Origin of the sequence: Solwaraspora sp. WMMA2056, assembly GCF_030345095.1 — a bacterium.
Lineage (GTDB): Bacteria > Actinomycetota > Actinomycetes > Mycobacteriales > Micromonosporaceae > Micromonospora_E.
On sequence record NZ_CP128360.1, the window covers coordinates 2,347,309 to 2,360,453 of the forward strand.

Genomic DNA, 13,145 nt, shown 5'->3' on the forward strand with positions numbered 1-13,145 from the left:
CCCGTACGTGAGCGGGCCGACCCTGCTGGGGGGTCGGCCCGCTCCGCGCTGCGTACCACCGGCACCGCCTGCTCCCCGACGATCTTGCGCTTATCGTGGAACAAAGTGGACAAATACTCTCGATAAGCGCAAGATCGTCGGGAAGGGGGGTGGGTCAGCGGTCAGCCCTTGACGCAGACCACCTGCCGCAGGTGGGCCACCACCTCGACCAGGTCGGCCTGCTCGGCGATCACCTGGCCGAGATCCTTGTACGCCGCCGGAATCTCGTCGACCACGCCGGCATCCTTACGGCACTCCACACCGGAGGTCTGCGCTGCCAGGTCGTCGACGGTGTAGGTCTTTTTCGCCTTCGACCGCGACATCCGCCGACCGGCACCGTGCGACGCCGAGCAGTACGCCGCCTCGTTGCCGAGACCACGCACCACGTACGAGCCGGTACCCATCGACCCGGGGATGATGCCGAGCTCACCGCGCCCGGCCCGGATCGCCCCCTTGCGGGTCACCAGCAGCGGCACCCCGTCGTAGGTCTCCTCGGCCACGTAGTTGTGGTGGCAGGAGATCGGCTCGTCGAAGCGGGCCGCCGGCACCGCCCCACGCAGCACCCGGCACAGCAGCGCCAGCATGATCGCCCGGTTGCGGGCCGCGTACTCCTGGGCCCAGGTCAGATCCCGCCGGTACGCGGCCATCTCCGGGGTGTCGGCGAGGAACACCGCCAGGTCCCGGTCCGGCAGGCCGGCGTTGTGCGGCAGCGTGCGGGCCACCGCGATGTGCCGCTCGGCCAGCTCCTTGCCGATGTTGCGGGAGCCGGAGTGCAGCATCAGCCAGACCCGACCGGCGTCGGCACCGCCCTGCTCGACACAGACCTCGATGAAGTGGTTGCCGCCACCGAGGGTGCCCAGCTGGCGCTGCGCCCGTGACTCCAGCGCGGCGACCCCGGAGTGCAGGCCGGTGAACCCGGACCAGAACCGGTCCCAGCCGGCGGTCGGCAGCCCGTGCACCCGGCGCGGGTCGACCGGGTCGTCGTGGGCCTGGAATCCGACCGGGATGGTGGCCTCGATGGCGTTGCGCAGCGCCCCCAGGTCGTCGGGCAGTTGCGCGTCGGTCAGGTTGGTGCGTACCGCCGACATGCCGCAGCCGATGTCGACGCCGACCGCGGCCGGGGCCAGTGCCTGACGCATCGCGATCACCGAACCGACGGTGGCACCCTTGCCGTAGTGCACGTCGGGCATCACCGCGACGCCGTGCACCCACGGCAGCGCGCCGATGTTGCGCAGTTGCTGGCTGGCCTGCGGCTCGATGGTCGACGGATCGGTCCAGACCTTGACCGGGGCCCGGGTGCCGGACAGCAGGGTGGGACTCATGGGGACTCCCGTGAGTGGACGGTGTGGGACGGCGACGGCCACCGGCACCGGCATCGCCGGGCTGGTCGGTGTGCGGGCGCCGCAGCGGACGGAGCAGGCTCAGCCGCGTGCAGCGGCGGCGGGTTTCGCCAGTTGGCGCATCGGTGGCTCCTCGTCACTCGCTGTGCGGTCCACGCTAGGCGGGTACGGTCGACGGCCGCAACCGGTTTGATCGCTGCGGCTCGCCGCCAGGATCACGGCCGGCGTCGCGGGTCGGGGGCGATCAGCACCTCGGCGCCGATCGGGATGAAGCCGGCGGCCAGGAAGGCACGCAGGGATCTCGCATTGCCCGGGGCGACCGCGGCGAAGACCGGCTCACCGGCCGGCACCAGGGTCAGCGCGTCGGCGAGCAGCGCCCGGCCGGTCCGCCGGGCGGGTCGGGTCACCTCGATGCTGAGCTCCCGGCGGCCGGCCAGCCCGTCGGCGAGGGTGACCACGCCCCGGTCGTCGCCGTACGCGACGACCCGCTGGCGCAGCCGCCGCGCCCGGCGTACCCGTGGATGTTCCGCCAGGTCGTCGCGGGCAACGAGCCGGTCGGGCCCGCCGTCGGCGCCCCGGCCCCGGGCGACCAGGGTGACGTCGAGACTGTCCAGCCAGCCCTGCGGGCCGGCAAGCCAGCGCAGGAAATCGGGGGCGTGGGCACCGCCGAATCCGTCGGGGGAGTGGGCGAGGACCTGCGCCGGCGGTACGGCGGTCGCGACGATCGCGTACCCGGTGAGGGCCAGGACGCACTCCCAGCCGCCGGGCAGTGCCCCGGTGACGTCGACGCCGCCGGTGTCCGCCGGGAAGTCGCCGTCGACTGCCCGGTGCAGGACGGCGAGCAGCGGGTGGACCACGTGTCGACGATATCCGCGCTGACATGTACCGGCTGAGCCGGCTGGCACCGGGGCGCCGACGGCGCCGTGTCCGAGGTCACCTGGGTCGGACGGCGGATCCGGGGCCGGTACGCAGGCGGTCGGCAGGCATCCTGGGAGCCGAACAGCTCGAGATCGTGCTCAGCGCGTAAGGGGAGTCCCACATGTCAGCATCCGTACCGTCCGGTCGCACCTTCCCGGGAACCTTCCTCTGGGGGACGGCGACCGCGTCGTACCAGGTCGAGGGGGCTGCCGCTGTCGACGGCCGGACGCCGTCGATCTGGGACACCTTCGCGCACACCCCCGGCCTGGTCACCAACGGCGACACCGGCGACGTGGCCTGCGACCACTACCACCGGCTGGAGGCGGACCTGGACCTGCTGGCCGACCTGGGTGTCGGTGCCTACCGGTTCTCGATCTCCTGGTCGCGGGTGCTGCCGCACGGCGGCAGCCAGCTCAACCGCAAGGGTGTCGACTTCTACTCGGCGTTGATCGACGGCCTGCGGGCCCGGGGCATCGCGCCGGTGGCCACCCTCTACCACTGGGACCTGCCGCAGGAGCTGGAGGACGCCGGCGGCTGGCCGCACCGGGACACCGCGCAGCGCTTCGCCGAGTACGCCGGCCAGATGGGGGAGGTGTTCGGTGACCGGGTGCACACCTGGATCACCCTCAACGAGCCGTGGTGCTCGGCGTACCTGGGTTACGGCTCCGGGGTGCACGCGCCGGGGCGGACCGAGCCGGCCGCCGCGCTGGCCGCCGTACACCATCTCAACCTGGGTCACGGCCTGGCGGTACGGGCGTTGCGCGCCACCATCGACCCGGCGGCGCAGGTCAGCGTGACGCTGAACCTGCACCACGTCCGGGGCGAGTCGGCGGCCGACGCCGAAGCGGTACGCCGGATCGACGCCCTGGCCAACCGGGCGTTCCTCGGCCCGATGCTGGACGGTGCCTACCCCCGGGACCTGATCGACGACACCGCCTCGGTGACCGACTGGGCGTTCGTGCGGGACGGGGACGAGGCCGCCGCGCACGCGCCGCTGGACCTGCTCGGGGTGAACTACTACAACCCGGTGCTGGTACGGCAGTGGGACGGTGTGTCGCCCCGGTCGACCGCCGACGGCCACGCCGACGGTGCCGCGTCGCCGTGGATCGGGGTGACCGACGTCGAGTTCGTCGCCCAGCCGGGCCCGTACACCCAGATGGGCTGGAACATCGACGAGACCGGGTTGACCGAGTTGCTGCTGCGGCTGCACCGCGACTACCCGGGGCTGCCGTTGATGATCACCGAGAACGGGGCGGCGTTCGACGACGTGGTCGACCCCGACGGTCGGGTGCACGACCCCCGGCGGATCGACTACCTGCACCGGCACCTGACCGCGGTGGCCGAGGCGATCGAGGGCGGGGCGGACGTGCGGGGCTACTTCGTGTGGTCGCTGATGGACAACTTCGAGTGGGCGCGGGGCTACGCGAAGACGTTCGGCATCGTGCACATCGACCGCGAGACGCTGCGGCGGACCTGGAAGGAGAGCGCGCACTGGTACCGCCGGGTGGTCGCGGCGAACGCGCTGCCGGCGGCCTGAGGCGAACGCGCTGCCGGCGGCCTGAGGCGAACGCGCTGCCGGCGGCCTGAGCCGGACGCGCTGCCGGCGGACTGAGGCGAACGCGCTGCCGGCGGCCTGAGCCGGACGCGCTGCCGGCGGACTGACCGGGAATCGACCTGATCCGGTTTACCTATCGCCTTGATAATCCCGATCGACAAGCTAGACATTGCCGGTCCGGTCCGGCACCCTCGGTGGGGTGGACTGGGTGTTGGTGCTCGCCGGCTGCGGCATCGGGATCATCGTCGGGCTGACCGGGATGGGCGGCGGGGCGCTGATGACCCCGATGCTGGTCATCTTCTTCGGCGTCCCGCCGCTCGCGGCCGTCTCCAGCGACCTCGTGGTCAGCGCGGTCATGAAGCCGGTCGGTGGGCTGGTGCACATCCGACGTCGGACCGTGCACTGGTCCCTGGTCGGCTGGCTCTGCCTGGGCAGCGTGCCGTGCGCCTTCGCCGGCGTCCTGCTGCTGCGGGCGCTCGGTGACGGCGAGAGCCTGCAGCACGGGATCAAGGTGGCCCTCGGGGTGGCCCTGCTGCTGGCCGCCGCCGGCCTGGTCTTCCGCACCTACACCCGGATGGTCGAGCACGCCGCCCGCCGCCGGGCGGTCGCCGCCGGCACCGAACCGGCGGTCGCCGCCCCGGCTGAGGCCCCGCTGAAGGCCCGCCCGCTGCCCACCGTGGCGATCGGCGCGGTCGGCGGGCTGATCGTCGGGATGACCAGCGTCGGCTCCGGCTCGCTGATCATCATCGCGCTGCTGATGCTCTACCCGCTGCTGCGCCCGGCGTTCCTGGTCGGCACCGACCTGGTGCAGGCGGTTCCGTTGGTGATCGCCGCAGCCATCGGCCACCTGCTCTTCGGCGACTTCCGCCTCGACCTGACCGCCTCGCTGCTGCTCGGCGCGGTACCGGGGGCGTGGATCGGTGCCCAGCTCTCCTCCCGGGCCCCGGGTGGGCTGGTCCGCCGGGCGCTGACCCTGGTCCTGCTGGCCAGTGCGCTCAAGCTGCTCGGCACCCCGGACATCGCCCTGCTGGCGCTGCTCGTGGTGGTCGTGGTCGCCGGCTCGGTCGGCTGGATGGCCGCCCGCCGCCGGCACGGGCTGCCCGCCCTGGCCCGTACCGAACTGCGGATGTCGCCGCCGGCCGACGACCGGTCCGCCGAACCGGCGCGGGTCGGTAGCGGCGGCCCGTGACGGTCAGGACGGCCGCCAGGGGCCGCTGACGAACCGGCCGTCGACGTCGAACGGGTACGGGTTCGGCAGGCAGCCACCCAGGTCGGTCGTCTGCAGCCCCATCACCGGGGCCAGTTGGCCCGCGCCGGCGCACCCCATGTGGTCGAAGCCCAGGTAGTGGCCGACCTCGTGGTTGATCACACTGGTCTGGTAATCGTCGATGGTCACCGGGTAGCCATCGGCCCCCTGCAGCCACCGGCGCAGGTTGATCATGATCGTGGTGCCGGTCCGGCAGGAGAAGACGCCGGCGGTGTCCAGCCCGGCCCGGCCGCACAGCCGGTCGACGGTCTGCGGGGTGGCCAACCGGATCCGGACGTCGTAGCGGTCCCCGCCGACCCGTCGGAACGACCAGGACGCCTGGTTCAGCCCGACGCTGCGGTCGGTCACCGGGTGGAACCCCGACTCGGTCCAGCCCTGCGACGCGGCGAGGATGCCGTCCACCCGGTCGGCGAACCGGCTCACCGTCCACGGCTCCAGGTCGCCCCAGTCGATGTCCCGCTCGACCTCCACCCGGTAGGTGACGATCCGGGTGCCGATGCCGATCCGGCCCGGCGACCCGGCGGCGGCGTCGAAGCTGCCGGCACCGGAGCGGGGGATCGCCGAGTCCGGTGGTGTCGTCGGCGTCGGGCTGGGGGTGGGGCTCGGTGGTGCGGTGCTCGGTGGTGCGGTGCTGGGCGCGCCGTCGCTGGGGGCGGCCTGGCCGCCCGCCGCGCCCGGTGCCGGCTGCCACACGGGCGTCGCGGGGGCGGTTCCGCATCCGACCAGGACGCCGGCAGCCAGCAGCGCCGCCAGCAGTCCGGCGGTCGTGCCCCGATTTCGACCGATGTGCACCGATATCACTCCCCTCGGTGACGTCAGGCCACCTCATCACAGAACGGATCCGGCGCCGCAACCGGTGAGTGCACAGGTCCAGATGGCAGGAACACTAGGCGGTTGCCGTGTGGCGGACGTTGGCTAAGGTCGATCGGTGCACCGGATCGAGGACACCGCGCCAGCGGCCCGCTGGGAGGACGCCTTCCTCACCGGCAACGGCGAGTACGGGCTGATGGTGCACGGCGACCCGGTCGCGGAGCGGATCGTGGTCAACCACCACCGGTTCGTGCTGCCCAACGGCACCCGCGACCGGCGGCCACCGGAGCTGGCCGGCGTCATCGAACAGGTCCGCGAGCTGATCCTGGCCGACCGGCGGGCCGAGGCCGGCCGGCTGCTCGCCGACGGGCGACAACTGGAGTGGACCCAGTCCTACCACCCCGGGTACGCGTTGACCATCGACAGTGTCGCCACCCGTGCCGACCCGTCGCCACCGGCCGACTACCGGCGTACCACCGATTTCGCCACCGGCGAGGTCAGCGCGACCTGGGACGGCGACCGCGCCCGGCGGGCCTTCGTCTCCCGCGCCGACGCCGTCGCGGTGGTCGCGCTCGCCGCCGGGCCGTGCCTGCTCGGCGCGACCGGCGACCTGCCCGGCCGGCCGGTCGCCGTCGGCTACGACGTCGCCGCCTACCGGCACGACGGGTACGCCGTCCTGCGGGTCCGGGGCAGCTACCCGCCCGGACTCGGCGCGTACGGGTTCGAGGGGCTGACCCTGGTGGTCGGCGACACCGAGATCGTCGGCGACCGGATCCGCATCGGCGGGGACGCGCTGACGCTGACCGTGCTCGACCGCTACGACACACCAGGCTGGGGCACGGCGGCGCTGCACGCCCGGCTGACGGCGCTCGCCGGCGACGACTACGACCGGCTGCTGCGACGCCACGTCGCGCTGCACGCACCGATGTACCAGCGGCTCGACCTGCGGCTGCGCGTCGACGACACCGACCGGCACCATCCGGTCGGCCAGCTGCTCGACGCCCAGCGCGCCGACGACCAACGACTGTCACCGGTGCTGCTGGAGCGGCTGTTCCACGCCGGCCGGTACCTGCTGATCAGCTCCAGCGGTGTGCTGCCGCCCCGGCTGACCGGCCTCTGGCTGGCGTCCTGGGACGCGGCCTGGGCCGGTGACTTCACCACCGACGCCAACCTCAACCTGCAGATGGCCGGGGCCGCGATCGGCGCCCTGCCGGAGGTGACGGCGGCGTACCGGCGGCTGATCGCCGGCCAGGTCGACGACTGGCGGCGCAACGCGCGGGCGGTGTACGGCGGCCGGGGCCTGCTCGCCCCCGGTCGCACCGACGGCGAACACGGCCACCTGTTCCACTTCTGCGACGAGTGGCCGTGGCCGGCCTGGCTGCCCGGAGCCGACTGGCTGCTGTACCCGCTCTGGGAGCATCACCTGGTCACCGGGGAGCCGCTGGGCGCGGCCGCCGGGTGGCTGGTCGAGGCGGCCGAGTTCTTCGCCGACTTTTTGACCCGGGTCGACGACGACGGGGGGTTCGTGTTCGTGCCGTCGTTCTCCGGCGAGACCGGTCCGCTCGATGAGAACGACCAGCCGGTCTACCTGGCGGTCAACGCGACGATGGACATCGCCGCCGCCCGGCACGCGATGGGCCTGGCCGGCGCGCTGACCGGGTCGCCCGAGTGGGCGGAGCTGGCCGCACGGCTGCCGGAGTACCTGGTCGACGACCGGGGAGCGCTCGCCGAATGGGCCTGGCCCGGCTACCGGGCCGACGACGACCACCGGCACGTGAGCCATCTCTACCCGGTGTGGCCGCTGCACGAGATCACCCCGGACGGCACGCCGGAGCTGGCCCGCGCGGCGCACCGGGCGCTGGCCGTACGCGGTGACGAGAACCTTTCCGCGCACGGCAGCCTGCACCGGGCGCTGGTCGCCGCCCGGCTGCGCGACGCCGACGGGGTCGCTGCCAACCTGCGGAAGATCATTTGTGCGGACATGTTCTTCCGGTCGCTGATGAGCGCGCACAACCCGGGGCTGCAGACGTACAACGCCGACGCGGCGCACGCGCTGCCCGGCGTACTGATCGAGGCGCTGGTCGACTCGCGGGTCGACCCGGCGGACGGGTCGGTGGCCCTGCACCTGGTGCCGGCCTGGCCGGCGCAGCTGCCCGGCGGCACCCTGCGGGGGGTCACCTGCCGGGGGCGGATCACCGTCGAGGAGCTGACCTGGAACGCGGCCTCGGTGCGGGTCCGACTCCGCTCGGCGCTCACCCAACGGGTCACGGTCACCAGCCCGTACGGGGTGCTGCCGGTCGACCTGCCCGCCGACGAGCCGGTGACCCTGGACCTGCATACTTAGGGAATGCTTACCTCACCTCGGCGCGGTCGAGGTGAGGTCGACGACTCCTTGGTTACCGAAAGTCGGCGACGATTCACCATCGGTCGAAGGCTCGGTGGCCTGCTGATCGCCGTCGCGCTGCTGGCCGGCACCATCTTCGCCAGCCTGGCCCTCGGGGCCCGCGACATCGCCCTGCCGATCGTGCTCGACGCACTGGCGCACCGGGATCCGACCATCGCCGACCACGTGGTGATCTGGGATCTCCGGCTGCCCCGGACCGTGATCGGGCTGCTCGCCGGGGCGGCCCTCGGCCTGTCCGGCGCGCTCATGCAGGGGCTCACCCGTAACCCGATCGCCGACCCCGGGCTGCTCGGCGTCAACGCCGGGGCGTCCCTCGCCGTCGTCGTCGCGATCACCTGGCTCGGCATCGGCACCACCGTCGGCTACATCTGGTTCGCCTTCGCCGGGGCCGCACTGGCCGCACTGGCCGTCTACGGCGTCGGCTCGATGGGGTGGGGCGGCGCCACCCCGGTGAAACTGGCCATCGCCGGTTCCGCGTTGACCGCGGTCCTCACCTCGCTGATCACCCTGGTGCTGCTGACCAACCTGCAGACCCTGGAACGCTACCGGTTCTGGCAGGTCGGCTCGCTGGTCGGGCGGGACCTGTCCGCCGCCCGTACGGTGCTGCCGTTCCTGGTCGTCGGCGCCGTGCTGGCGGTGGCCTCCGGCCGGCTGCTCAACGCGCTCAGTCTCGGCGACGACGTCGCCCACGGGCTCGGGCAGCACGTGGTCCGCGACCGGGCGTCGATCCTGCTGGCGACCGTGCTGCTCTGCGGGTCGGCGACCGCGCTCGCCGGCCCGATCGTCTTCGTCGGTCTGGTCGTGCCGCACGCCGCCCGCTGGGCCACCGGGCCCGACTACCGGTGGATCCTCGCCTACAGTCTGCCGCTGGGCGCGGCCCTGCTGCTGGCCGCCGACGTGGTCGGCCGGCTCGTCGCCCTGCCCGGCGAGGTCGAGGCCGGCCTGGTCGCGGCGTTCCTCGGCGCTCCGGTGCTGATCGCCCTGGTCCGCAAGGCCCGGATGGCCGCGGTATGAAGGCATGGATGGCTGTGGAATGACCGTCACCGGAACCCGCCACGCCGAGGGGGAGTGGCCGGCGCTGCGCCGGCTGCGCTGGCGTCGCCGCGTCCGGGCCGCCGTGGTGGTGTCGACGCTGGTGGTGGTCGCGCTGCTGTTGGCGGCGCTCAGCCTCAGCCTCGGCTCCTACCGGGTCGCGCCCGACGATCTGCTGCGCACCCTCGCCGGGCAGGGCACCGGCCGTGACGAGTTCATCATCCTCGACCTGCGGCTGCCTCGGCTGATCGCCGGGATCCTCACCGGGGCGGCGTTCGGCCTCGCCGGCGGAATCTTCCAGACCGTGCTGCGCAACCCGCTGGCCAGCCCGGACATCATCGGCGTCACCGGTGGCGCCAGTGTCGCGGCGGTGGCCGCGCTGACGATGTTCGGTGTCGGCAGCCTGGGTGTCTCGGTCGCGGCGTTCGTCGGCGCGACCGGTACGGCGACCGCCGTCTACCTGCTGTCCTGGCGGAACGGACTGACCGGATACCGGTTCGTGCTGGTCGGCATCGCCGCCGCGTTCATGGCCCACGGAGCGCTCGGCTACCTGCTGACCCGGGGCGAGGTACGCGAGGCGCAGACCGCACTGGCCTGGATGGTCGGCAGCCTCGGCGCCGCCCGGTGGCCGGAGATCGTCGTCCTGGCGGTGACCCTGGCCGTGCTCGCCATGGTGCTGTTGGTGGCGCGGGCGACGCTGGAGCTGCTGCAGTTCGGCGACGACACCGCCACCGGGCTTGGCGTACGGCTGGAACGCGGCCGGATCGTGCTGCTCGTGGTCGCGGTGACGCTCGCGGCGGTGGCGACGGCGACGACCGGTCCGATCGCGTTCGTGGCCTTCGTCGCCATGCCGATCGCTCGGCGGTTGATGCGCTCCGGCGCTCCGGTGCTGCTGCCGGCCGCGCTGGTCGGCGTGGTCGTGGTGACCGGCTCGGATCTGATCGCCCAGCATCTGCTGCCCGGCAACGTGAAGGCACCGGTCGGCATCGTCACCGCGGTGCTGGGGGGCCCGTACCTGCTGTGGCTGCTGGCCACGACGGGCCGGGAGGGGCGCGGGGCCTGATCGTGCGCCGGGACGGGCGCGGGGCCTGGTCCGGTACGGGCCGGTATCACGGCTGGGTAACCGCGATTACAAAGGCTAGCCAAACCTAACTTACCCATGGTTGCATGGGTCGACTCGCGGACCGACCGCGCCTGTAGGAGAGACAGTGAACAGCAGAATACTCAGCCGCGTCCTTGTCGCCGTACCGCTCGCCCTGACCCTGGGCCTGGCCGCCTGCTCTTCCGGCGACGACTCCACCGGCGACACCGACAACGGTGGCGGCACCGCCGGTTTCCCGGTGACCGTCTCGCACGCGTTCGGCGAGACCACCATCTCCGACGCCCCGACCCGGGTCGTCGCGTGGGGCTGGGGCAGCGCCGACGCGGCCATCGCCCTCGACGTGGTGCCGGTCGCCATCCCGTTCCAGAGCTACGGCGGCGATGCCAACGGTGTACTGCCGTGGATCGCCGAGAAGCTCGACGAGACCGGTGCCGAGGTGCCCACCGTTCTGCCGGACGCGCAGGAGCCGCCGTTCGACGAGATCGCCGCCGCCGAACCCGACCTGATCCTCGCCGTCTACTCCGGCATCGACCAGGAGCAGTTCGACCTGCTCAACAAGATCGCGCCGACCGTCGCCTACCCGGACGAGGCGTGGGCCACCCCGTGGCGCGACCTGATCACCACGGTAGGTACCGCGCTCGGCAAGAGCGCCGAGGCGCAGGCGCTGCTCGACGACATCGACGCCCAGATCGCCACCAAGGCACAGGAGAACCCGCAGCTGGCCGGCAAGAGCGTCGCGATGGTCTGGGACTCCGCCGACACCTTCTACGTCTACAAGGAAGCCGACCCGCGGGTGGAGTTCGCCCTCGATCTCGGCATGACCGGCGCCCAGAGCGTCAACGACCTCGGCACCGACGAGTCGACGTTCTACTTCACCATGAGCTACGAGCAACTCGACCAGCTCACCTCGGACGTCCTGGTCTCGTTCGCCACCACCCAGGAGGAGCAGGACGCCTTCCTGGCCTCGCCGGCCGCGCAGACCATGCCGCAGGTTCAGTCCGGGGCGGTCGCCTCGCTGGTCGGGGCCGAGTTCATCGCCTCGGTGTCGCCGCCGACCGCGCTGTCGGTGACCTGGGGCCTCGACGACTACGTCGCCGCCCTCGCCGCCGCCGCGGAAAAGGTCGACGCCGCCTCCTGACCGCTTCCTTTCCCGCCCCCTTTCCCGACGATCTTGCGCTTATCGAGAGGATATGTCGTATTCGTCCAACGATAAGCGCAAGATCGTCGGGATCTTGGAGGGCGTGGTCGGGGGTCAGAGTTGGTAACGCCAGATGGTGATGCCATCGGCGCCGCTGCGGCAGACGATCGTGGCCTCGTCGGCGACACATCCGCCGACCGGTCCGGGCACGACCCCGACGAGACGTAACACCTGGGTGGTGGGGGTCAGCACGGCGAGCCAGGCCGGGCCGTCCTCCACCGGCTGACGGTAGCCGACGAACGTGGCGTCGCCCCGCCCCTCCAACTCGGTGTACCACGCGCTCATCGGCAGCAGCGTCCGCCCGGTCGCCGGGTCCACGATCCGCCCACTGCCCGCCCCGGCCCCGCTGCTGGTGCTGTCGCTGGTACCGCCGCTGCCACCGCTGGCGCCGGAGCCGCCGTCCGCCGCCGGCACACCCGCCACGCTGTACGCCACCAGATAGCTGTCGAAGTCGACGACCAGGTCCGCGTCGATGCGCCACACCAACTCGCCGGTCAGCGGATCGACCGCCTCGATCTGGGCCCCGGCCGGGAAACAGATCAGCTCGCCACACTCGGTGATCCGGCCGGGCCCGTACGGCACCGGCCGCTGCCAGAGCTGCCGCAACGTCGTGGGGTCGTAGCCGACCATGCCCAACTGGCCGCCATTGGACTGGCGCATCACCAGGGTGCCGCCCATGCTGTCCGGCCGGGACACCGCACCCAGTTCGGCGGTACGCCGTACCGCGCCGGTGCGCCCCTCGCGGACCTCGGCCCGCCCGTCGGCGCCGACCAGCAGCACCTGACCGGCTGCCCCGGCGAGCACCTCGGTCGAGGCGGCCAACCCGGTGCTCCACAACTCGTCGCCGCTGCCGACGTCGACGGCGACCAACGTCGACGGGACGCCGGTGGACTCACCCGGCTCCGGGAGCAGGGCGGTGCGGCCGTCGTCGGTCAGCACCAACCCGTCCGGGGCGACCCACCGGGTCTGCCCGGTGGCGGCGTCCAGGATCATCGTCGCCCCGGCACCCGGCGCGGAGCGCGGATCCACGAGCATCACGTCACCGGTACGGCGTACCTGGCGCAGCCGCCAGCTCGCCGCGTGCAGCGGTACCGTCCAGAGCAGATCGCCGGCGGGGATCGCGTACGCCGAGAGCTGCCACGTCGTGGTCGAGCCCTGGACGGCGGCCGAGGTGACCAGCAGTCGGTCCCCGGCGAGCACGATGTCGCGGGCCTTCACCTGGTGCGCGGCGACCGGGACCAGCAGCGGGCCGTCCGGCGGCGCGGCACCGGTCAGCCCGAGCAGCATGGCCAGGCCGGCCAGTACGGCGTACGGGCGCGCCCGGCGCACGGGCGACCAGCCGCCAGCTGCCGGGCCCGACGGTCGCCGCCGCCACCAACCACCGGCCGTCGTCGGCGGCGGTGCCTGCGGCTCGCGGGTCAGGCCCAGCTCGATGACCATGCGTTCCACACTTCTCTCTGCCGCTGCGGGTGTCCAGCAT

10 protein-coding genes are annotated in these 13,145 nt (G+C 72.7%); 6 read left to right on the forward strand and 4 right to left on the reverse strand.

The features are described from left to right. Positions 1-161: 161 nt before the first annotated feature. Entirely contained in the window at positions 162-1,361 is a 1,200-nt protein-coding gene (locus O7608_RS10795; RefSeq protein WP_289209816.1) for an RtcB family protein, read from the reverse strand. Between the two features lie 233 nt (positions 1,362-1,594). Next, positions 1,595-2,236: a hypothetical protein gene (locus tag O7608_RS10800; RefSeq protein WP_289209817.1), complete on the reverse strand. Its 642-nt coding sequence runs from the start codon at positions 2,234-2,236 to the stop codon at positions 1,595-1,597. Positions 2,237-2,418: 182 nt separating this feature from the next. Here O7608_RS10800 and O7608_RS10805 point away from each other — a divergent pair, with 182 nt between their 5' ends. Beyond that, complete coding sequence (locus tag O7608_RS10805) at positions 2,419-3,834, forward strand: GH1 family beta-glucosidase (protein WP_289209818.1); 1,416 nt, start codon at positions 2,419-2,421, stop codon at positions 3,832-3,834. A gap of 217 nt (positions 3,835-4,051) precedes the next feature. Continuing rightward, the gene (locus O7608_RS10810; protein ID WP_289209819.1) at positions 4,052-5,041 is read left to right on the forward strand and encodes a sulfite exporter TauE/SafE family protein; all 990 of its coding nucleotides are present in this window, start codon (positions 4,052-4,054) and stop codon (positions 5,039-5,041) included. Between the two features lie 3 nt (positions 5,042-5,044). Here the strand turns inward: O7608_RS10810 and O7608_RS10815 are convergent, their stop codons facing one another. Continuing rightward, positions 5,045-5,911 carry a DUF3152 domain-containing protein gene (locus O7608_RS10815; protein WP_289209820.1) on the reverse strand — a complete coding sequence of 289 codons (867 nt, stop codon included), beginning with the start codon at positions 5,909-5,911 and terminating at the stop codon, positions 5,045-5,047. A gap of 136 nt (positions 5,912-6,047) precedes the next feature. On the opposite strand from O7608_RS10815, the gene O7608_RS10820 reads away from it, so the two are divergent. The 4 genes from O7608_RS10820 (at position 6,048) to O7608_RS10835 (ending at position 11,605) form a co-directional block, all read left to right on the forward strand. After that, positions 6,048-8,273, forward strand: a complete 2,226-nt coding sequence (locus O7608_RS10820) for a glycosyl hydrolase family 95 catalytic domain-containing protein (RefSeq protein WP_289209821.1) — start codon at positions 6,048-6,050, stop codon at positions 8,271-8,273. Positions 8,274-8,321: 48 nt separating this feature from the next. Then, entirely contained in the window at positions 8,322-9,347 is a 1,026-nt protein-coding gene (locus O7608_RS10825; protein WP_289209822.1) for a FecCD family ABC transporter permease, read from the forward strand. Positions 9,348-9,366: 19 nt separating this feature from the next. Beyond that, the gene (locus O7608_RS10830; protein ID WP_289209823.1) at positions 9,367-10,428 is read left to right on the forward strand and encodes a FecCD family ABC transporter permease; all 1,062 of its coding nucleotides are present in this window, start codon (positions 9,367-9,369) and stop codon (positions 10,426-10,428) included. A 145-nt stretch (positions 10,429-10,573) separates the two neighbouring features. After that, entirely contained in the window at positions 10,574-11,605 is a 1,032-nt protein-coding gene (locus O7608_RS10835; protein WP_289209824.1) for an iron-siderophore ABC transporter substrate-binding protein, read from the forward strand. Between the two features lie 114 nt (positions 11,606-11,719). Here O7608_RS10835 and O7608_RS10840 read toward each other — a convergent pair whose 3' ends face one another. Next, positions 11,720-13,105 carry an outer membrane protein assembly factor BamB family protein gene (locus tag O7608_RS10840; RefSeq protein WP_289209825.1) on the reverse strand — a complete coding sequence of 462 codons (1,386 nt, stop codon included), beginning with the start codon at positions 13,103-13,105 and terminating at the stop codon, positions 11,720-11,722. Positions 13,106-13,145: the final 40 nt, after the last annotated feature.